Here is a 20173-nt window from a genome sequence, read left to right as displayed (position 1 = left end):
CCTTAAAGACTGTTGATCAAAGTGCTGAAGATTTGCTGCGCCGCCTTGATGATCTGCGAAGACGCGGTGTAGTACTGCTGGAACTTGACCAGGTTGCCGGTTTCTTCATCCAGGTCCACGCCCGACAACGAATCGCGGGCGGTCTTGGCATTGTCCAGGATCGCACCAGTGGCGGCACTGTCGAGCTTGCCCTGGGCGGCCTTGGCGCCGACGCCTTCCACCAGCTTGCCGTAGGCATCGTTCAGGGAAATACCCTTGCTGGAGGAACCGGTGTCCACGGTCTTGGCGGTCTGCAAGCCGGCCAGGACAGTACCGTTACGGTTGTCCAGGCTGCCGGGCTGGCTGAGGCTGACATTGATGGACGCTCCGTTGGACGGAGCACCGGCAATGGACATGTCGAACGTGACGGTGCGTTGTACCGGTGGCACGGACGAATCCATGATCGGGGCGCCACTGGCATCCTTGAGCGGAACACTCAGGCTCAGGGTGTTGCTTTCCCCAGGTTTGATCGTGCCATTGCTGATCTGAACGCCCTTGGCATCGAGCAACTGATAAGCCTGGCTGGTGCCATCGGCGGACGTCGCGCCGAACACCACCTTGACCGGCATGGAGTTCTTGATGCCGTTCTGGACGATGGTCGTGGTGGCGGCGTCGTAGATGTCCAGCTTGGTGGTCATGCTCGGCTGGCCGTTGGCCGGAATGGTCAGCGTACCGCTGCCCCCTGGCACGATGGCGGCACCCAACGGCGCGGCAATCGCCAGCCGCTTGGAGTCGGTCATCTCGGTCTTGATATTGGCCGCCTCGTTGCGAGTCGGCGTGAGTTTGAATGTGTCGCCGGCGGCCGCGGTGCCGTTGGCGAAGGTCATCGAAAAACCGTCAATCACCGGCGGCGGCGTGGTCGCGGTGTTGAACGCGCCCATCGAGGTGCCGTCGGGCAGGCGCTGGACGGTGTAGTCCGTACCGCTGGTGAACGTTACCTTGTAGTCGTTGGTGGTCAGCTTGCCGGAGTCTTTGATGGCGATGTTGAAGTTGCCGGAGCCGGCGCTGTTGTTCAACGACGCAACGCTGCGCTGGCTGATCTGCGCGGCGCTGTTGATGTTAGTGAACAGGTTGGAGCCGAAGGCCCCGTTCATGTCGATGCCCGAGGCCTGGATGCTGTTCATCTGGTCGGCGACCACCAGGGCCACGCGGCCCAGCTCGTTCATGGCCGGATCGAGCACGGTGCTGCGGTAGCGCATCAGGCCACCGATCTCGCCGCCGGTGAGCACCGACGTCAGGTCCATGGAGCTGGAACCGCTGTTGAGCTGGATACCTATGCGCCCCGGATCGTTCTTGTCCGGCACCGCTTGCAGGGTATTGACGATGTTGCCCATCACCAACGGTTGGCCGGAGCCCAGGTAGATGTCCAGGCTGCTGCCGTTCTCGACGACCTGCGTGCCAGTGAACGTCGAGAGCTGGCGAATGGTTTCGCTGCGGGCATCGAGCAGGTCATTGGGCGCGCCGCCGGCGTTGGAGACTTCGGCGATTTTCTTGTTCAACTGCGCAACGGTAGCCGCCAGGTTATTGACCTGGTCGACCATGTTCGACAGGTTGCCGTTGATGTTCTGGCTCTGCTCCGTCAACTGGTTGGCAACCGAATTGAAACGGTTACTCAAGGCCTGGGCGTCGCTGAGCAGCAACTGACGGGATGCATCGTCACCCGGCTTGGCGTTGACGTTCTGCACCGAGGCGAAAAACTTGGTCAGGGCACCATTGAGACCGGTGCCGCTGTCCGACAACAGGGAGTCGAGCGGAGTGATCTGGCCCTGATAGGCCGCCGCGTCACTGTTGAGCGACGTGGTGGTTTTCAGTTGTGCTTCAAGGAAGGCGTTATACACCCGGCGCACATCGGCCAGGGTCGTGCCGGAACCAATGAACACGTTGCCGTACTGGTTCGAAGCCTTGGTGGTCTGTACGGTCTGCTGGCGCGAATAACCGGCGGTATCGACGTTGGCGATGTTGTTGCCCGTGGTCACCAACGCAGTCTGGCTTGCTGACAGACCCGACATCCCTATATTGAGCAAACTCATGGTTCAGACCTTATAAAGTCGTGGTGGCGCCTGCAGAAGCGTAGTTTTGGTAACTCGTCATCTGCCGGGCTATGTTCGAAATCTTGCTGGCGTAGTGCGGGTCGGTGGCGTAACCGGCCTTTTGCAACTCGCGTACAAACTGTTCCGGGTTATCGGCAGACTTCAGCACATCTTGATAGCGACTGTTGCTTTGCAGCAGGTTGACCAAGTCGTGGAAACTGTCGCGGTACGAGGCGTAGGAACGGAACTCGGCCGTCTCCTTGACCATCGCACCATTGCGAAATTCGCTGGTGATCGCCCGGGCCGAATCGCCCTTCCAATTGGCGCTGGCCTTGATACCGAACAGGTTGTGACTGCTGCTGCCATCGGGCTGGCGCATGACCGATTTGCCCCAACCGGTTTCCAGAGCGGCCTGGGCCACCAGGTAACGCGGGTCGACACCGATGCGGTCGGCCGCTTCCTTGGCCATTGGCAACATGGCGTTGACGAATTCGTCGGCATCGCGGAAGGCCTTGCGTGCCGGTGCCAGCGGTGGCTGGGCCACGGCGCGGCCATAGACCTGCATGTCGCCTTTCGGCTCGGCGGCCTTGAGTGCGGCCAACCAGTCGCCATTGGCCAATTCGCCAGTCGCCGGCTTGACGGCGGCGATGGCGCGATCCGTCAGGACGTTCTGTGCAGGCACATCGGCGTTGGCCGCGGCCGAAGGCACCAGCCCGGCAAGCAGGCGGTCAGCCAGTTTCGGCGGCAAGGCCAGGCGGCGCTGGTTGATCAGCTCCATGTCATTGCGATGAGTACCCTCGCCCGCCCCTTGCGGCACGTTCACCGCCCGGGAAGCCCACAGCGGACGCTGGCCGTTGGAGCGTGAAAGAGGACCGTCGGGCAGCGTGCCGGCGGCCACTGGCGTTGGCACCGCTGCCTTGGCGACCTTGTCCAGCGCCTCTTGCTGCTTGGCGGCCGACAAGCTTGTCGCCTCGCCTGGCGCCAGCGGTTTGTTCTTGGACATCTGGCGCAGCAGCACATCGGCCAGGCCGATACCACCGCCTTCGCGGGACATGGAGACGGCCAACTGCTGGTCGTACATTTCCTGGTACTGCTTGGCTTCCGGCGTGTTCATCGGATTGTCCTTGCCCAGCGCATCGGTGGCCGAACGCATGGACTTGAGCATTTCGCCAAGGAACAGCGACTCGAATTCCTGAGCCACTTTACGCAGGTTGCCGTCGCTGTTCTTGTCGCCAACCTTGAGTTGGTTCAGTCGGTTCAAGTCCGAGTAGGAGCCCGAATCCCCGCTGATCAAAGTACCCTTGCGCATGTCCATGGACCGGTCCTCAAATCACGATCAGGTCGGCTTGCAACGCGCCGGCCTGTTTCAAGGCTTCGAGAATCGCCATCAAGTCGCCTGGCGCCGCGCCGACCTGGTTCACCGCCCGGACGATTTCATCCAGGGTAGTGCCCGGGCCGAACTTGAACATCGGCTTGGCTTCTTGCTCGGCATTGACCCGCGAACGGGGGACCACGGCTGTCTGGCCGTTGGACAACGGACCAGGCTGGCTGACGATCGGGTCTTCGGTGATGGTCACGGTCAGGCTGCCGTGGGTCACGGCGGCCGGAGACACCTTGACGTTCTGGCCGATCACGATAGTGCCGGTGCGCGAGTTGATGATGACTTTCGCCACCGCCTGGCCCGGGTCGACCTCGAGGTTTTCCAGGATCGACAGGTAATCGACCCGCTGGCTCGGATCCAGTGGCGCGGTGACGCGGATCGAGCCGCCGTCGAGGGCCTGGGCCACGCCTGGGCCGAGCATGTCATTGATCTTGTCGACGATACGCTTGGCGGTGGTGAAGTCGGAACGGTTGAGGTTCAGCGTCAGGCTGTTGCCCTGGTTGAAACCGCTCGGCACTGCACGTTCCACCGACGCACCGCCAGGGATGCGACCGGCCGACGGAACGTTGACGGTGATCTTCGAACCGTCGCGCCCTTCGGCATCGAAACCGCCCACCACCAGGTTGCCCTGGGCGATGGCGTAGACGTTGCCGTCGATACCCTTGAGCGGCGTCAGCAGCAAGGTGCCACCGCGCAGGCTCTTGGAGTTACCGATGGACGAGACGGTGATATCCACCTGCTGGCCAGGCTTGGCGAACGCCGGCAGATCGGCACTGATCGACACCGCCGCGACGTTTTTCAACTGGACGTTGCCGGAGCCGGCCGGCACCTTGATGCCGAACTGCGACAACATGTTGTTGAAGGTCTGCAAGGTGAACGGGGTCTGGGTGGTCTGGTCACCGGTGCCGTTCAGGCCCACGACCAGGCCGTAGCCGATCAACTGGTTGGAACGCACGCCGGAAATGCTGGCGATGTCCTTCAGACGCTCGGCTTGAGCGGTAAAGGCTGCCGACATTACCAGGGCACCGATCAACAGCTGCTTAAGATTCAACTGGGCCACCTAGAAAGGGAACTTCGGGCTGAGGAAGAAACGGTCGAACCAACCTGGCTGGCTCGCATCGGCAAAGGCACCGGTGCCCGAGTAGGTGATGCGTGCATCGGCCACCCGAGTCGACGAAACCGTGTTGTCGGTGGCGATGTCATCGGCGCGAACCATGCCGGCGATGCGCACCAGTTCGTCACCCGTGTTAAGGGTCAGCCACTTCTCGCCGCGCACGACGATGATGCCGTTGGGCAACACATCGGCGACGGTCACGGTAATCGAGCCGGTCAGGCTGTTGCTCTGGCCGGACTTGCTGTCGCCCTTGGTGGCACGGTCAGAGTTGTACCCGGCGTTGAGGCTCAGGTCATTGCCCCCGATCGGGTTGTTGGTGGTCAGGCTGGAACCGAACAACGACGTCAGGCCGACGCTGGTATTGCTGGTCTTGTCCATTTGCGAGTTGGCGTTCTTGCTGGCCTGGGTCCGCTCATTCAGGGTGATGGTGATGATGTCACCGACCCGGAAGGCCTTGCGGTCGCTGTACAGGTTCTGCTCGAAGCCAGCCTGGTAGATCGAGCCATTGTTGGCGGCAGCCGGCAACGGCGTGCGCGGCAACACCGGGGCGTAATACGGGTCATTGGGCCTGGGTGTCGGCGCGACACAGCCCGCGAGTGCGGTGATCCCACTCAGTGCCAGAACAGATACGAAGCGTTTCATGACCCTACCTCTTGGTGTTGCAGGCGCCCCTGGGGCCGCCCTGTCTACGTAATGACGGACGTTGCGACGTGATTACAGATTCTGCGTAACGAACGAGAGCATCTGGTCGGCGGTGGAGATCACTTTGGAGTTCATCTCGTAGGCGCGCTGGGTGGTGATCATGTTGACCATCTCCTCGACCGTGCTCACGTTGGACGTTTCCAGGGTGTTCTGCAGCGTGGTACCAAAACCGTTCAGGCCGGGAGTGCCGACTTGCGGCGCGCCACTGGCGGCGGTTTCCAGGAACAGGTTATTGCCTACCGCTTGCAGGCCGGCCGGGTTGATGAAGTCGGCGGTCTGCAGGTTGCCGATCACTTGGGAGGCCGGGTTGCCCGCCACCGTGATGGACACGGTGCCGTCACGGCCCACGGTGAACGTCTGGGCATCGTTCGGGATGATGATGGCCGGCTCCAGGGCGAAACCGCTGGCATTGACGATCTGGCCGTTGGAATCGAGGTGGAACGTACCGTCACGGGTGTAGGACGTGGTGCCGTCCGGCTGCAGGATCTGGAAGAAACCGCGACCGTCGATGGCCATGTCCAGCGGCTGCTCGGTGGTTTGCAGGCTGCCGGCGGTGAAGTTTTTCTGGGTGCCGACAATGCGCACACCGGTACCCACTTGCAGGCCCGACGGCAGTTCGCTGTCCTGGGTCGACTGGGCGCCAGGCTGGCGTTTTACCTGATACAGCAGGTCCTGGAACTCGGCACGATCACGTTTGAAACCCGTGGTCGAAACGTTCGCCAGGTTGTTGGAAATGGTCGTCAGGTTGGTGTCCTGGGCGGACAGACCTGTTTTGGCAACCCATAGAGCCGGAAGCATTCGATTCTCCTCGTACGCCTGTTTTTCGGCGCGACGCTTTAGTTAATGGTTAGATCTGCAAGACCCGAGCCATGGCCTCGTCGCCTTCTTTGGCGGTGTTCATCATTTTGACGTGAAGCTCGAACTGCTTGGCCAGGGCCAGCACCGAGGTCATTTCATCCACGGCATTGACGTTGCTCGCTTCCTGGAAACCCGACACCAACTGCACGTTGGCATCGATGGGCGCCGGCTGGCCGTCCTTGGTACGGATCGAACCGTCCAGGCCCTTGGTCATGTTCTTGAGGTCCGGGTTGACCAGCTTGATGCGGTCCACTTCAGCCATCACCCGCGGGCCTTCGCCCATGGCGCGGATGCTGATGGTGCCGTCCTGGCCGATTTCGATTTTCTGCTCTGGCGGCACGGCGATCGGACCGCCGTTGCCCATCACCGGCATGCCGTTGCCAGCCCGCAGTACGCCCAGGGCGTCAACATTGAGGCTGCCGGTGCGCACGTAGCTTTCACCGCCGTCGGGGTTCTGCACGGCCATCCAGCCCGGCCCGCTCACCGCGACGTCGAGGTCACGACCGGTTTCCACCAGCGCACCCGGAGTGAAATCAGTAGCAGGCCGTTCGGACATGGCAAACGCCCGCGCCGGAAAGCTGTCGCCGAACACCGGCATCGAGCGAGCCTGTTCCAGGTCTTTCTGAAAACCGTTGGTGGAGATGTTCGCCAGGTTGTTGGCATGGGCCCGCTGCGCCAGTGCGTTCTGGCTGGCGCCGGTCATTGCCACATAAAGGTACTTGTCCACTGTCGTTCCTCTGCATGCCGGACGTTTGCCGCCCACTGCTGTGTTGCACAGCCTTAAGCAATTTGCAGACCAACTTTTTTCTGGCGGCCCCAGGCCCGGAAAACAAAGGGTTTGAGGGATTCAGAGGGGTTGATTGAATATGTCGAAGTCGAAAAACCGGCGGTGTCATGCCGTTAAGTGGCAAGTGTCAGCCTTTGATCGCTTCTACTGCAGCGCGGTATGGCGTAGCTTGCGCGAGCAGACTACAGAGGGTCGGATTGACCAGTCAGGCGACAGGGGGGATTTCCCCTGCCGCCTCTCTCAGGCCTCCGTCAGTTGGGCAGCCATCCCTGAACCCAGTGTGCCGCATAGGTATCGTCGAAGACCCAGTTAGCCAGCACTTGCTCGCGCAATCCCTCAGCTTGTTGTCGTGAGGCGTGCCGATCAGCCAGGTGCTCATTGATCGCCTCCAGCCACTGTCCTCGGCTGCCAGCGACACGCGTGATGGCGAGGTCGCCCAGATAATCGGCGGTGTCGCTGCCGATTACACTGTAGCCGCAAGCACCATACTGCAGATGATGAAGCAAGCTCGCCCCTTGGTCGTTCTTACCGAAGCCCTGTGGAGCGAGGACAATATCCAGGTTGAGGCTGGCCATGACATCGGGATTGTCGTGAACGTCATCATAAATCTCGCAGGCGAGCGCTTGCAGATACGCGGGCACATCGCCCCAGAGTACCCACTCCACTTGACCGGCCAGCGCTTGCATTAACTCGAGGATCAACGGCTGGACGAAGGGCTGCGCCGAATCGATAGCGCAGCCTATGCGAGGGATGCCAAACGTCTGGCGCACGATGGAAAGATTGCGCCATCTGTTGTCCAGGCGCGTTTCGAGAACACGAATATCCTGATGCAGCCCGGCACAGGCGTGGGCCATTGCAGGCGTCGCTACAACGATGCAGTCAACCAGACTTGCCGATTGCTGCAGCGAAGTCATCCATCCTGGAACCTCTGGCGTTAGCGCATCCAGCTCAAGAACCTTGAACGCGCTGGAAAGCGTGCTGATGCTTTGCATCTGCTCCAGACGAAGCGGGTCAGCCTGATGCTGGAAGACGATGACGTCGGGGTTGTAGCGCGCAAGCGTCGTTGCCGGTAACAGGCTGTTGCTGATGCAGCCTTCGATTTTGCCGGAGTCGCGCAAAGCCGTGAACGGCTCGACAATACGCAACCTGGCGGCTTTTGCCGACTTCGCAGGATGCACCAATACCACAGGCAGCGGCCGCCAGGACAGCGGTCGCCAGGACAGCTCGTTGATGGCTTCCAGCTCAAAGCCGACGCCGCGCAACGACAGGTTGCTGTTGTAGGCAGGATCATTGGCCAGGACACCCAGCCATTTACTCAAGGCTTGCTCCTGTTCCAAGGCGAAGCGTTGCTGGTTGAGTGGGTCCTTGCCAACGCTTGACCAAGTCCCCTCCCCCTCATGCACGAGCACGGCATGAGGTGTCCATACATTCAGATAGCCAAGGTTCGCCACTTTCAGGCACAGGTCCAGATCGTTGCAGGTGACCTGGAACAGCGCGTCATCCATACCACCGGCTTCCAGGTAGATCGCCGTGCGGATCATCAGGCAGGCCGCACTGACCGCACTGGTATTTTGGTCGACCACCAGGCGCTGCATGTAGCCGCCGCCATTGGCAGCCTGACCGGTAAATGGGCTGCCGGCAGGGCCACGCAAGCCGGTGATCAGGCCTGCATGCTGGACGGTGCCTGCCGGGGTAATCAGCTTGGCACCGACGATCCCCACTTCGGGGCGCAAGGCGTGGTTGAGCAGTTCTTCCAGCCAATCCTCGTGGATGATTTCCGTATCGTTGTTCAACAACACCAGGTATTCGCCGCGCGCCTGACTGGCCGCCAGGTTGTTCATGGCGCTGAAGTTGAATGGATAAGGGAAGCGGATGACGCGAACCTTGCCTCCCCCGATCGACTCCATCTCGCTCAGCCAGATGAGTGCCTCTTCGGTCTCGCTGCCATTGTCGATCAGAATAATCTCGAAGTACGGATAGCGGGTTTTCGACAACAGGCTTTCCACGCAGCGCTGCAGCAGCGGTAACCGGTCCCGGGTAGGAATCAGGATCGATACCAGGGGCTGTTGGTCATGACCGTACTTGATGTGGTAATGCCGGGGCGGCTCCTGCAGGACCCTGGCGTTCGTGTAGCCGCGATTGTCCAGGTGCCGTTGCAGGGCATAGAGCTCGTCCGGGTTATCGGCAAGGGTCGGCGTGTTGCTGGCTACCAGCGGCTCGTTCAGATGGGCGATGCCGTTCATGCTCCCGGCTTCGATCAGTCGCAGGATCAAGTCCAGCTCAAGCGCCGCGGGCACCTGAGGGTCGTAACCTCCAACCTCCAGCGCCAACTCGCGACGGATCAGCCAGTGGTTGGCCATAGTCAATGGCAGGCTCAAGAGGTAGTCGAGGTTGATGCTAGGCCGGAAGACCGCTTGAGGGCCATGATCTGAGCGATACATGCCATCGCAATAGATCATCCGGCAACCGTTGGCACCCGGCAGCTCCAGGTCGAGCATCAACGTGCCGGCGGGCAAGACCTCGTCACCGGCCGTCAACAGCATGATCCAGTCGCTGTCGTCCGCCCGCAGAACTTCGTTCAGTTCGACGGCACCTGGCTGGGCGCAGGTCAGCCAGTGCAGGCTGCCGGGCAAGTTGGCCGGACTTGGCGCAGGGCTCAAGACCACCATGCGCATGCTGATCGAGGAGCGCGATCGCCACAGCGCAAGACTTTCCACGGTATCGCTCAAGGCATTGAAATCGCCCAGGGGATCGAGTATCAGCAGCGTCAGGCTGGTTTGTCCGCTGAGCTGCTGACGGCGCTGATCGACAAGTTGCTGCTGGATCGGCGTCAGCACTCGGTTGCGCAGCCAGTCCTTGATGGAGGGCACACGAACGTCAATGGCATGCTGTATAGCAGCCTGCTGAGTGATATCGATGAAACGTTCCAGTTGAGGCCAGAAGGCCTTTTCAAGGTCCAGCCAGCGCCTGCGAGCTTGCATCACTGTCGCACGGGCGCGCTCCAGCCCACCTGGCTCGTCATAAAGTGCCGAGCCCGCATCACCAAACTGCTCGATGAACGGCTGGGTCTTCACATGACCGCCGGGCATGTAGATAACCGGGCAACCACAAAGCATGGCTTCGGTACACGTTGCCGAAATTTCGTAACTGTAAAGCGTTGAAGCCGTTCGAAAAATCTGTGCCAGTTCAGCAAGGGTCTTCGGGTTATCCATGCTCAGGACTTCGATATCGTCCGGCAACATCGAGTAGTCGACCTTAGACCTGTCGATGCGGTGCAGGTACAGGTAGTTGCCACTGCGCTGCACTGGCTCGGTTGGCGGTGAAAACAACTCCGAGTCGATGACCGGCAACAGGAGTAGGTTGCTGTTATCGCTGTCGCCACCGAAATCCTGGGTGTAATAGAAAAACAGGTCTGATTTTTGCGCCTTGATAGCACGGCCAGTGAGGAAGCCTTCACGGTTCAGAATGTAACGGGCTACGATCGGTGCGTCTAACGGGTTACCGTCCATCACCTCGGAATACACAGCAATGGGCGCCAAGCCTAGCGACCGGTGCTGCCGACGCACCTCGTCGGTAAGGATCGGGGTGCGCAGTTTCGGGTTGACCTGGCAGGGCGTGAGGTAGGCCTCGTAGCCGGACAGGTTCAGGACGTGGCACAGGTAGTGCAATACGCACACGCCCGAGGAGGTTTCCCGATAGTTGGGAGCACCGATGTAGTAAGGGTGACGCGGCTTGCCATGCAGGGACGGAGTGGTCATACGGTGGCCTTGGGGCTGGAGGGCTGCTCACAAATGACGAAGACACTGGCGCACAAGTCTGGATAGACCATGCCTAGGGCATGGCAGGCATCCATGAAACGCTCATCGATAAGCTGGGTTTCCAGAGCCTTGTCCAGCTGGAAGTTGGCCAGCGGCTTGAAGAAGACCCCACCACGGTGGCTCACATGCCAACCGGCACTGCGTACTTCGTGATCCAGGGTATCGAGGGTGTAGGTCACTCGGTGGCCATGCAGACGCTCGCCTTCGGTCACGGCACTGTTGTGCTCGATCAAGCCCATCTTGACGGCGATCTGGCGCGAAGGTGCATTGGCGTTTGGTACGGCAATGAACAAACGCCCCCCAGGCGCGAGCCAGTTGCGCACGCGCTTGAGCACTGCCTGACGGTCGTCGAGGTGCTCCAGGGTGTGGATCAGGAAGATATTCTCGAAGCGCGGTTCCAGCTCGGCTTCTTCAAAGGTACTGCAGACGAACCTGACGCCTGAGCCGACCTTTTTACGGGTGACATCGATCAGGTCGCTGGCCGCCTCGATGACCGTCAGGTCGGCAAAGCGTTCGGCGAACAGCGTCGTAAAGGCACCTTCGAAGCAGCCCATTTCCAGGGTCGGTCCCTTCGCCAGCCAGGGGCCGAAGCTGTCCAGCATGTAGCGTCGCAGCCGCGAATCGAAATCGTAGAAGTAGCTGCGGTGAGCGTTATCCTGAAACTCTTTGTTGTAATCGCGTACGGACATGGCGTTATTCCTGACTTTTCCTGTAGAAACGCTGTTCTTCAGGTTGGTACCACTCGTGAAGGGTCGAGGGGGTACGGGCATACCACCCCAGCAGTTGTTGCATGCTCGGTGTTTGCGAGCGGCAGAAGTCTTCGCCGAGCGCTCGGCAATAATCGAACTGCGGTTTGAAATAGCTGCGTGTGAAGGTCAGCGTCAGGCACCGTCGTGGTAGGTCGGTACGATTGACACCGGCGGCATGCCAGATGCGCGAATCGAACAAGTAGATAGAACCAGCGCTGCCCAAGGCCTTGCGGGCCTGCTCCTCGAACACCTGAGGGTCGGGTTTGTCCGGTGCAGCGTGCGAGCCCGGCAGGAACAGGGTCGCACCGTTGTCGACAGTGAAGTCGTCGAGCAGCACCAACGCCTGGGCCATCTGCATGGACTCGGCTGACCAGGAACGCACGTCCCGGTGCACATTACGCACGTAGGCGTCGGTGCTGCTCAGGTTGTTCAGGCCGCCAAACGAATTGAGGATCGCGGCACCGCCCAGCATGTGCCGCAGGATGTCGACGATCCCCCATTCGGCGAATCGATTGAGCAATTCAACGAAACTGGAGTCCTGCATCAGGATATGGTGCGCGGTCTGTTCGGTTCGCTGGGTAATACCGTTCTCCAGTTGCACCTGACGGCAACGGTCTATGGCGTGCCCCAAGTCTTCGCGCAGTTGGTCGAGCAGCGACCCCGTAATCAGGGAGGGCAGGCAGACGTAGCCGTTCGCTTGCAGCGCTTGCAACACCGGGTTCATAGGTTGTCTCCCCGCGCGGCTTGCCAGGCGCGGTACTCTTCGGCACTCACGCCCAACAGGATGCGGTCCCAACGCTGGCCCTTGCGGTAGTACCACTGGCGCTGCACACCCTCGATGACCCAAGGGGTCTTGCGCGTGTAGGTCGCCAGGGACGCCGCGTTGTACTCAATGATGGTGGTCGAGAGACGGCTCAAGCCCAGTTCGTCGAAGGCATAGCGCATCACCGTGGCAATCACGTCGGTGCCATGACCCTGGCCGCGCAGGGAGGAGTCGCCAATCATCATGCCGTGTTCGGCTGTACGGTTTTTCCAGTCGATGCTGACCAGATTCGCCGTACCGATCAGGCCATGGCCTTGGACCTCGATACCGAAGCGTTGGTTGAGCGAGTCGCTCTTCAGACCCAATAGCCACTCCCGTTGCGCTTCCCGCGAGGTAGGGAAATGCCATCCGCCCAGCAGGCTCCAGAGGGCCTCATCGTTGGACCATTGATGCAGCAGCGGCAAGTCCTCAAGCTCCAGTGCCCTGAGCAGGATGCGTTGACCTTGAATGCTCATGATTTTCCCGTGTTCTGAAGGATGACGTCGGCGAGACGATTCATGTCATCGACGTTGTATCGCTGGTCGATCGGCAGCGGCAGCAAGCATTGTGCCCAGTCCCTTTCGATGGGTGGCACAGTTGGATTGTTCAGCACTTCGCGCCAGTAGCTGGGCACATAGATATGTTGGTCGAGCAGTTGAGCGCGTAATCGGGTGGCCGTCTCGGCAGACTTGACCAGCAGCGGGTAACACAATGCGGCAACGGGCTGCACCGGCCAGATGGCGAAGCGGTTGAGGTGGTCCAGGCGTCGGCGCAGGTGCGCCAGGTTGTCTATCCTGCGCCTGGCGACTTCGTGGTAATCAATACTGTCGAGCAGACGCGCAGTGCTGGTGGCCATCGCCTTGACGCCATCGTTCTCCAGCGCCTGCTCCAATGCCTGGAACGTCGCATAGTGATGTTGCGGGGAGTCTTCAAGGCGCCCCAGCAGCGCGCCGAAACGCGCCTGCGAACGGCTGCTCCGCGCTTGCGGCAAACCAGCAGGGGCATTGGCCAGCCAGCCACCATCAGCAACGCCGACGAACTTGCGCGGGGAGTAAAGGGTTGCAATCCCGGACTGCGGCAGGGAAAACAGCGCCTGGGAATTGTCGACGATCAATTGCTTGCCGTAGCGAACAGCAAGCACCTCGCTGATGTAATCGGCTTTGAGTCCGAAATAATTGACGAACAGCAAAGCCTCATCGGCTTGCAGGGCTGGATGATCCGGCAGCTCGAGCCGCTCGGTCAGCGCATATCGCATCACTTCTATGCCGGATCCGCGCAGCACGTCCTGCATGACATCGCAGATGTAGATAGGCAGATGAACCCGGCGCAGGTTGCGCGCCAACACCAGCGCCTTGAAGGCTGAGCGGGCCGAGTTGAAGGCAATGGCCTGCGGGTAAGGATGGTGTCCCTTGCGCAGCTCCAGTTCGAAATAACCGCCGATGGCTTCAGGCACGGACAATCTCTCCTTGTTTTGCCCACGCCCCCACGACCTGCGCGTCGTTGTACATCAAGGCGTCGAGAATCGACAGGCCGGGCACGAAGGGCTGTTCACCATCCCCCTGTCGGTAGTCGGGCAAGGTGGCCTTGAGCAACTCCAGGCAGATACCGGCCTGTTGGAATGCCTCGGCCTGGTAAAGATGAGCGCCGTTGAAGGGGTTGAGGTAGCGGGTGCCAGCGCAAGCCTGGACCACTTCGAGTACCCGGCCCTGGGCTCGACTGTCACTGCAGATCGACAGATCGCTGGAACGGATGATCGGCGTTTGCAGCCCGATCAGGGAGCAGCAGGCCCGCAGAATCCGTTCGTTGAGCTCAGCGATACTCGAAGCAGGCTCGACCAGCAGTGCCTCAAGCCACGCAAGCATGCGCGGCGCGTGGGGCGCACGGCGATAGGCGAAGCTCAACTTGTTAAGGATATCGCCAGGGTCGAACGTCTCGGCAATACGTTTTTCCATGATCTGCTCAGTGTGACTACCCTTGGTCAGTGACACCCGGAACCACTTCGGCTCCTGTCCCAGCAGATAGCGGTTGCGTTCAATCCAGCCGTTCTTGATGAACTGCACATTGTCGTAGATGACAAAACAGTCGACAGCAGCGATCAACTGAAAATAACCCAGATAGGGCAGCAAGTAAGGTTGCATGAGTGCAATGCGGCGCTGCTGGTCAGTTGCCGGGGCACACACCTTCAAGGTGAGGGCCTGGCTCATGCCGCCCGAGCCTTGAGCAGTACCTCGATGATCCGCGTCTGGGTCTGCGGATCGAGATCCGGATAGATCGGCAGGCACAATACCTCGCGAGACACCTTGTAGGCGTTCCCCAACTGAGAGAGATCCGAACTGGGCAGGCCGCGGTACATCGGAAACTCGCATATCAGTGGGTAGAAATACCGGCGCACGAGAATGTTTTCAGCACGGTAGCGGTCATACAGCTCGTCCCGGCTCACGCCGAAGCGCTCACCATCAACCAGGATCGGACAATAGGCATAGTTCCAGTCCAGCCCCTGCGGTTGCTCCAGGAGGCTGATACCAGGTATGCCGTCCAGCGCGCTCTGATAGTACTCAAACACCTTTTGTCGACGGCTGAGAGCTTCATCGATATAGCGCAACTGCAGCACACCAAATGCGGCCTGCAACTCGTTCATCTTTCCGTTGATGCCGGGAGCCATGACCGTGACTTCATCGGCAAAACCGAAATTCTTCAGGTAATCGATACGCTGCTTGATCTTTTCGTCACGGCAGATGATTGCGCCGCCTTCGAAAGTATTGAATACCTTGGTGGCGTGGAAGCTGAGGATCGACAGGTCGCCGTTGTTGAGAACGCTTTCGCCGTTGTGTCGGACCCCGAAGGCATGTGCGGCGTCATAGATAACCTTGAGTCCATAGGTGTCGGCTACGTCCTGGATGCCCCCGACATCACAGGGAACACCATAGCAATGGACCGGAAGAATCGCCGAAGTCGCCGGGGTGATGGCTTCGGCGATACGTTGCGGATCGAGGTTCTTGGTGACTGGATCGATGTCCACGAACACCGGCTTGAGATTGTTCCACAGTAGCGAGTGGGAGGTGGCCACGAACGAATAGGGCGTAGTGATGACTTCACCCGTGATGCGTAGGGCCTGGAGCGCCGTCACCAATGCCAGGGTACCGTTGGAAAACAGCGAAAGATGCTTGACGCCGAGGTACTCGGCCAACTCCTTTTCCAGTTGTTCGTGGAAAGGGCCGCCGTTGGTCAGCCGCTTACTGTCCCAGATTCGCTGCAGATAAGGCGTGAACTCTTCCAGAGGAGGTAGCAGCGGGCTGGTAACGGTAATGGAATCGGCCATGGGTACACTACTCGGGTGACTGAAAAATGGCACACGGCTCGGGAATCCCTCAGACGCGGCGTTGCATCACGGTCTATATCGGCGGGCTGCAACGCCATGAAACCGACAGCTGACTCTTGATGTGCGGGTACCCCAGCAAAAAATCGGCCAACTCCTTGCGAGCCCGATAATCGGCGTCACCTCAGATTACGCACTGGGTTCTTTGCCGACTTCGTATTCGCGCAACTTATTGGCAATGGTCGTATGGGAAACCCCCAGCCGCTTGCCCAGTTGCCGGCTGCTCGGGTGTTCGGAGTACAAGCGCTCCAGCACCGCTTTCTCAAAGCGTCCGACGATCTCATCCAGCCCACCCTCAAGGGAAAAATCGCCAAGGGGCTGATGCACGCCGTAGTCCGGCAGGCGGATATGCTCGGCCTTCACCGTCCCGCCATCGCACAGGGAAACGGCCTGGAACAGCACGTTTTCCAGTTGCCGGACATTGCCCGGCCAGTGGTAATGACTGAGACGGTCCATCGCCGCCGGGGCCAGCTTGGGCAGGGCGCAGCCGATCTGGCGGCTGGCCTGGTCGAGGAAATGCTCCACCAGCGGCGCCAGGCCATCGAGGCATTCGCGCAGCGGCGGGATGTGCAGGGAAAGCACGTTCAAGCGGTGATACAGATCCTGACGGAATTCGCCCCGGGCGCAGAGTTCGGACAAATCGACCTGGGTGGCGCAGATCACCCTGACGTCCAGGTACACCTCCTCATCGCTGCCAACACGCCGGAAGCAACCGTCCTGTAGGAAGCGCAGCAATTTCACTTGCAGGCGCGGGCTCATCTCTCCGACCCCGTCGAGGAACAGCGTCCCCCCGGCGGTCAGCTCCAGAAGGCCGAGCTTGCCTTCGGCCCGGGCACCTTCGAAGGCCCCCGGCCCGTAGCCGAAGAGCTCGGTCTCGGCCATGGACTCCGGCAGCCCGGCACAGTTGAGCGCCATCAATGGCGATTGCCCGCGCGGACTCGCCAGGTGACAGGCGCGAGCCAGCAGCTCCTTGCCAGTGCCGGTTTCACCTTCTATCAATAGCGGCGCGTCCAACGGGGCCATGCGCCGAGCCTCACGGACCACCGCCGCCATGACCTTCGAGCTCTGGAAAATACTGTCGAAGCCACGCAGTTCCTGTTTGCGCACGTTATAGATACGTTCGCCAACCCGGTCGGCCCGGTGCAGTGTCAGCACCGCACCGGCCATGGCTTCGCTGTCGTCGTGCTCCGATTGCAGCGGCGCGATGTCGGCCAGGAAGACATCGCCCTTGACCTTGACCCGCAGGCCGTTGATGCGCGACTGGTTGGCCCGCACCAGTTCCGGCAAGTCGAAATCCTCGGCATAGCGGGACAAGGGAATCCCCGGCACCTCGTCCACTCGCACCCCGAGCAACTGCGCCGCTGCCCGGTTGGCCGCTACGATGGAGCCGCCCATGTCGATAGACAGCACCGGGAATTCCAAGGCGCCGAGCAAGGCGTTGAGCTCCATGTGCCTACGCTCACTGGGCATCAGCCCTACACGCTTGACGCCAAATACCCCGGCAATGCCTTCGAATTTCGGACGCAGCGCCTGGAACTGGATGTTGATCAGGTTTGGGCAGTGCAGGTAGATCGCGTTGCCATGCTCGCCACCGACCTCCCCCCGGGCGACGTTGATGCCGTACTCCACCAACAGGTTGAGGATGTCCCGCAGGATACCGATGCGATTCTGGCAATGGACTTTGATGCGCATGAAAAGGCCCGATGTGTATGAAAAGGTCCCTGCCACAAGGTTTTTCTGCCCGGCAGCGTAAATAACCGTCAAGATTATGTGACAGTTGTAGGCCGTTTCCCAACAGAAAATCCCAGCAACCTCGTAGCCGCCGCCATTTCGTAACGAAAAGTTTACGGATTGACGATTCCCTCACCCAATCCATTTTCGCCAGCCTGCTGCGCAAGCCCCTGCTTCGAGTTATCTCTAATACATCGCTGGACATAACAACAACACGTCTTCCCCCTGAGGGAAATCAGCAGGAGAGCAGCATGAAGCAGACGCAGTACGTGGCCCGCGAGCCCGATGCGCAAGGTTTTATCCACTACACCGCCGAAGAACATGCGGTGTGGAATACGCTGATCACCCGCCAGCTGAAAGTCATCGAAGGCCGTGCGTGCCAGGAATACCTGGACGGCATCGACAAGCTTGGCCTGCCCCACGACCGTATCCCGCAACTGGGCGAAATCAACCAGGTGCTGGGCGCGACCACGGGCTGGCAAGTCGCCCGGGTACCGGCCTTGATCCCCTTCCAGACTTTCTTCGAATTGCTCGCCAGCAAGCAGTTTCCGGTGGCGACCTTCATTCGTACCCGCGAGGAGCTGGATTACCTGCAAGAGCCGGACATTTTCCACGAGATCTTCGGCCACTGCCCATTGCTGACCAACCCCTGGTTCGCCGAATTCACCCACACCTACGGCAAACTCGGCCTACAGGCTTCCAAGGAAGAACGCGTCTACCTGGCGCGCCTGTACTGGATGACCATCGAGTTCGGCCTGGTGGAAACCCCGCAGGGCCGGCGCATCTACGGTGGCGGCATCCTGTCCTCGCCCAAGGAAACCGTGTACTGCCTGTCCGACGAGCCTGAGCATCAGGCCTTCGATCCATTGGAAGCCATGCGCACGCCCTATCGCATCGACATCCTGCAACCGGTTTATTTCGTGCTGCCCGAGCTCAAGCGCCTGTTCGACCTGGCCCACGAAGACATCATGGGCATGGTCAAGCGCGGTCGGGAACTGGGCTTGCACGCCCCGAAATTCCCACCAAAGGCTGCGTGAACCGCGTCTTTTAATCTCAATTGAGTCTGTTGCACAACGCGGCTTTGCTTTAGCGTGGGTGCATCGACGTTTTCAAATATTCGATCCGGGAACACACCATGAACACTCTGAACCAAGCCCATTGCGAAGCCTGCCGCGCCGATGCCCCACAAGTCAGCGACGAAGAACTGCCGGTGCTGATCAAGCAGATCCCCGACTGGAACATCGAAGTGCGCGACAGCGTGATGCAACTGGAAAAAGTTTTCCTGTTCAAGAACTTCAAGCACGCCCTGGCGTTCACCAACGCTGTCGGTGAAATTTCCGAGGCCGAAGGCCACCACCCTGGCCTGCTCACCGAATGGGGCAAAGTCACCGTGACCTGGTGGAGCCACTCCATCAAGGGCCTGCACCGCAACGACTTCATCATGGCCGCCCGCACCGATGACGTGGCCAAGACCGCAGAGGGCCGCAAGTAATGCATTTCGATGCCATCGGCCGGGTGCCCGGCGACCCGATCCTAGGCCTGATGGAGGCCTACGGGGCGGACAGCAACCCAAGCAAGTTCGACTTGGGCGTGGGTGTCTACAAGGACGCCCAGGGCCTGACGCCGATTCTTCAGTCAGTGAAGCTGGCTGAACAACGGCTGGTGGATCGCCAGACCACCAAGACCTACATCGGCGGTCACGGCGACGCCGCGTTCGGCCAGTTGATCAACGAGCTGGTGCTGGGCGCCGACTCACCGCTGATCAGCGCAAAACGTGCCGGCGCCACCCAGACACCGGGCGGTACCGGTGCGCTGCGCCTGAGTGCCGACTTCATCGCCCAATGCCTGCCGGGCCGTGGCGTATGGCTGAGTAACCCGACCTGGCCGATCCACGAGACCATCTTCGCCGCGGCCGGGGTCAAGGTCAGTCACTACCCTTACGTGGGCGCTGATAACCGCCTGGATTTCGAAGCAATGCTGGCGGCCCTGAACCAGGCGCCCAAAGGTGATGTCGTGCTGCTGCACGCCTGTTGCCACAACCCCACCGGGTTCGACCTGTCCCATGAACAATGGCGTCAGGTGTTGGACGTGGTGCGCAACCGCGACCTGCTGCCACTGATCGACTTCGCCTACCAGGGCTTCGGTGATGGATTGGAACAGGACGCCTGGGCGGTCCGACTGTTTGCCCAGGCCCTGCCGGAAGTGCTGGTCACCAGTTCCTGCTCGAAGAACTTCGGCCTCTACCGCGATCGTACGGGTGCGTTGATCGTCTGCGCCCGGGATGCCGAGAAGCTGGTGGACATCCGCAGCCAACTGGCAAACATCGCCCGCAACCTGTGGTCGACACCGCCGGATCATGGTGCGGCCGTGGTGGCGACCATCCTCGGCAACCCGGAACTCAAGAGCCTGTGGGCCGATGAAGTCCAGGCCATGCGCCTGCGCATCGCGCAATTGCGCAGCGGCTTGCTGGAGGCTCTCGAACCCCATGGCTTGCGCGAGCGCTTCGCCCATATCGGCGTGCAACGCGGGATGTTTTCCTACACCGGCCTGACGCCGGAACAGGTCAAGCACCTGCGCGAGCGCCACAGTGTCTACATGGTCGGCACCGGCCGGGCCAACGTGGCCGGCATCGACGCCACGCGCCTGGACCTGCTGGCCGAGGCGATTGCTGACGTTTGCAGATAACACCACCGTCGGCCGTTGATTTTGTGGCGAGGGAGTCCCCGCCACGTCTTCGACGCTGCGCTGTCGCGCAGGGAACTAGAGCGACGTCCACGAGATATCTG

Annotated in this window: 17 protein-coding genes; 3 read left to right on the top strand and 14 right to left on the bottom strand. The window is 60.5% G+C overall.

Going from position 1 to position 20173, the window contains the following annotated elements; translation table 11 throughout:
- Positions 1-2: 2 nt before the first annotated feature.
- From flgK to KI235_RS07970, 14 genes are all read right to left on the bottom strand, one after another.
- Positions 3-2069, bottom strand: a complete 2067-nt coding sequence (gene flgK, locus KI235_RS08035) for a flagellar hook-associated protein FlgK (RefSeq protein WP_003199056.1) — start codon at positions 2067-2069, stop codon at positions 3-5.
- 10 nt (positions 2070-2079) lie between these two features.
- Entirely contained in the window at positions 2080-3384 is a 1305-nt protein-coding gene (gene flgJ / locus KI235_RS08030; protein ID WP_212795635.1) for a flagellar assembly peptidoglycan hydrolase FlgJ, read from the bottom strand.
- A 10-nt stretch (positions 3385-3394) separates the two neighbouring features.
- The gene (locus KI235_RS08025; RefSeq protein WP_161796644.1) at positions 3395-4465 is read right to left on the bottom strand and encodes a flagellar basal body P-ring protein FlgI; all 1071 of its coding nucleotides are present in this window, start codon (positions 4463-4465) and stop codon (positions 3395-3397) included.
- A 45-nt stretch (positions 4466-4510) separates the two neighbouring features.
- A complete protein-coding gene (gene flgH, locus KI235_RS08020) occupies positions 4511-5206 on the bottom strand; it encodes a flagellar basal body L-ring protein FlgH (RefSeq protein ID WP_003199049.1) in 696 nt (231 codons plus the stop codon).
- A gap of 72 nt (positions 5207-5278) precedes the next feature.
- Positions 5279-6064, bottom strand: coding sequence for a flagellar basal-body rod protein FlgG (flgG, locus tag KI235_RS08015; protein WP_003199045.1), 786 nt, complete (start codon positions 6062-6064; stop codon positions 5279-5281).
- A 49-nt stretch (positions 6065-6113) separates the two neighbouring features.
- A complete protein-coding gene (locus KI235_RS08010; RefSeq protein WP_003199043.1) occupies positions 6114-6851 on the bottom strand; it encodes a flagellar basal body rod protein FlgF in 738 nt (245 codons plus the stop codon).
- A gap of 311 nt (positions 6852-7162) precedes the next feature.
- Positions 7163-10669 (bottom strand): glycosyltransferase family 2 protein, encoded by a 3507-nt coding sequence (locus KI235_RS08005; RefSeq protein WP_212795634.1) that lies wholly within the window; start codon positions 10667-10669, stop codon positions 7163-7165.
- Positions 10666-11418 carry a class I SAM-dependent methyltransferase gene (locus KI235_RS08000; protein ID WP_003199040.1) on the bottom strand — a complete coding sequence of 251 codons (753 nt, stop codon included), beginning with the start codon at positions 11416-11418 and terminating at the stop codon, positions 10666-10668. Before KI235_RS08000 ends, KI235_RS08005 begins: the two co-directional genes overlap by 4 nt.
- 4 nt (positions 11419-11422) lie before the next feature.
- The gene (locus KI235_RS07995) at positions 11423-12202 is read right to left on the bottom strand and encodes a phytanoyl-CoA dioxygenase family protein (protein ID WP_003199038.1); all 780 of its coding nucleotides are present in this window, start codon (positions 12200-12202) and stop codon (positions 11423-11425) included.
- Complete coding sequence (locus KI235_RS07990; protein WP_013692528.1) at positions 12199-12756, bottom strand: GNAT family protein; 558 nt, start codon at positions 12754-12756, stop codon at positions 12199-12201. Before KI235_RS07990 ends, KI235_RS07995 begins: the two co-directional genes overlap by 4 nt.
- Positions 12753-13733 (bottom strand): hypothetical protein, encoded by a 981-nt coding sequence (locus tag KI235_RS07985; RefSeq protein WP_003199035.1) that lies wholly within the window; start codon positions 13731-13733, stop codon positions 12753-12755. The genes KI235_RS07990 and KI235_RS07985 overlap by 4 nt, the downstream gene beginning before the upstream one ends.
- Positions 13726-14484, bottom strand: coding sequence for a WbqC family protein (locus KI235_RS07980; RefSeq protein ID WP_003199033.1), 759 nt, complete (start codon positions 14482-14484; stop codon positions 13726-13728). Before KI235_RS07980 ends, KI235_RS07985 begins: the two co-directional genes overlap by 8 nt.
- Positions 14481-15599 carry a DegT/DnrJ/EryC1/StrS family aminotransferase gene (locus tag KI235_RS07975; protein ID WP_003199031.1) on the bottom strand — a complete coding sequence of 373 codons (1119 nt, stop codon included), beginning with the start codon at positions 15597-15599 and terminating at the stop codon, positions 14481-14483. Before KI235_RS07975 ends, KI235_RS07980 begins: the two co-directional genes overlap by 4 nt.
- Before the next feature lie 186 nt (positions 15600-15785).
- Entirely contained in the window at positions 15786-17348 is a 1563-nt protein-coding gene (locus KI235_RS07970; protein ID WP_003199029.1) for a sigma-54-dependent phenylalanine hydroxylase transcriptional regulator PhhR, read from the bottom strand.
- A 290-nt stretch (positions 17349-17638) separates the two neighbouring features.
- Between KI235_RS07970 and phhA the strand changes: the two genes are divergently transcribed.
- The 3 genes from phhA to KI235_RS07955 all read left to right on the top strand — a co-directional run bounded on the left by phhA (position 17639) and on the right by KI235_RS07955 (position 20072).
- Positions 17639-18424: a phenylalanine 4-monooxygenase gene (gene phhA, locus KI235_RS07965; RefSeq protein WP_013692527.1), complete on the top strand. Its 786-nt coding sequence runs from the start codon at positions 17639-17641 to the stop codon at positions 18422-18424.
- 98 nt (positions 18425-18522) lie between these two features.
- On the top strand, positions 18523-18879 hold the full coding sequence (locus tag KI235_RS07960; RefSeq protein ID WP_013692526.1) for a 4a-hydroxytetrahydrobiopterin dehydratase: 357 nt from the start codon (positions 18523-18525) through the stop codon (positions 18877-18879).
- Positions 18879-20072 (top strand): amino acid aminotransferase, encoded by a 1194-nt coding sequence (locus KI235_RS07955; protein ID WP_039010862.1) that lies wholly within the window; start codon positions 18879-18881, stop codon positions 20070-20072. Before KI235_RS07960 ends, KI235_RS07955 begins: the two co-directional genes overlap by 1 nt.
- Positions 20073-20173 lie beyond the last annotated feature (101 nt).

This window comes from Pseudomonas sp. St386 (assembly GCF_018325865.1).
Taxonomy (GTDB): domain Bacteria; phylum Pseudomonadota; class Gammaproteobacteria; order Pseudomonadales; family Pseudomonadaceae; genus Aquipseudomonas; species Aquipseudomonas brassicacearum.
Note: the sequence above shows the minus strand (reverse complement) of the source record. Positions and strands in the feature narration are given on the sequence as shown.

What these genes read in the sequence shown, in the direction of transcription:
- phhA (WP_013692527.1), top strand. Translation starts at nt 17,639, where the DNA reads ATGAAGCAGACGCAGTACGTGGCCCGCGAGCCCGATGCGCAAGGTTTT.
- KI235_RS08000 (WP_003199040.1), bottom strand. Translation starts at nt 11,418, where the DNA reads ATGTCCGTACGCGATTACAACAAAGAGTTTCAGGATAACGCTCACCGC.
- KI235_RS07955 (WP_039010862.1), top strand. Translation starts at nt 18,879, where the DNA reads ATGCATTTCGATGCCATCGGCCGGGTGCCCGGCGACCCGATCCTAGGC.
- KI235_RS07990 (WP_013692528.1), bottom strand. Translation starts at nt 12,756, where the DNA reads ATGAGCATTCAAGGTCAACGCATCCTGCTCAGGGCACTGGAGCTTGAG.
- KI235_RS07975 (WP_003199031.1), bottom strand. Translation starts at nt 15,599, where the DNA reads ATGGCCGATTCCATTACCGTTACCAGCCCGCTGCTACCTCCTCTGGAA.
- KI235_RS07970 (WP_003199029.1), bottom strand. Translation starts at nt 17,348, where the DNA reads ATGCGCATCAAAGTCCATTGCCAGAATCGCATCGGTATCCTGCGGGAC.
- KI235_RS07980 (WP_003199033.1), bottom strand. Translation starts at nt 14,484, where the DNA reads ATGAGCCAGGCCCTCACCTTGAAGGTGTGTGCCCCGGCAACTGACCAG.
- flgH (WP_003199049.1), bottom strand. Translation starts at nt 5,206, where the DNA reads ATGAAACGCTTCGTATCTGTTCTGGCACTGAGTGGGATCACCGCACTC.
- flgG (WP_003199045.1), bottom strand. Translation starts at nt 6,064, where the DNA reads ATGCTTCCGGCTCTATGGGTTGCCAAAACAGGTCTGTCCGCCCAGGAC.
- KI235_RS08005 (WP_212795634.1), bottom strand. Translation starts at nt 10,669, where the DNA reads ATGACCACTCCGTCCCTGCATGGCAAGCCGCGTCACCCTTACTACATC.
- flgK (WP_003199056.1), bottom strand. Translation starts at nt 2,069, where the DNA reads ATGAGTTTGCTCAATATAGGGATGTCGGGTCTGTCAGCAAGCCAGACT.
- KI235_RS08025 (WP_161796644.1), bottom strand. Translation starts at nt 4,465, where the DNA reads ATGTCGGCAGCCTTTACCGCTCAAGCCGAGCGTCTGAAGGACATCGCC.
- KI235_RS07960 (WP_013692526.1), top strand. Translation starts at nt 18,523, where the DNA reads ATGAACACTCTGAACCAAGCCCATTGCGAAGCCTGCCGCGCCGATGCC.
- flgJ (WP_212795635.1), bottom strand. Translation starts at nt 3,384, where the DNA reads ATGGACATGCGCAAGGGTACTTTGATCAGCGGGGATTCGGGCTCCTAC.
- KI235_RS07995 (WP_003199038.1), bottom strand. Translation starts at nt 12,202, where the DNA reads ATGAACCCGGTGTTGCAAGCGCTGCAAGCGAACGGCTACGTCTGCCTG.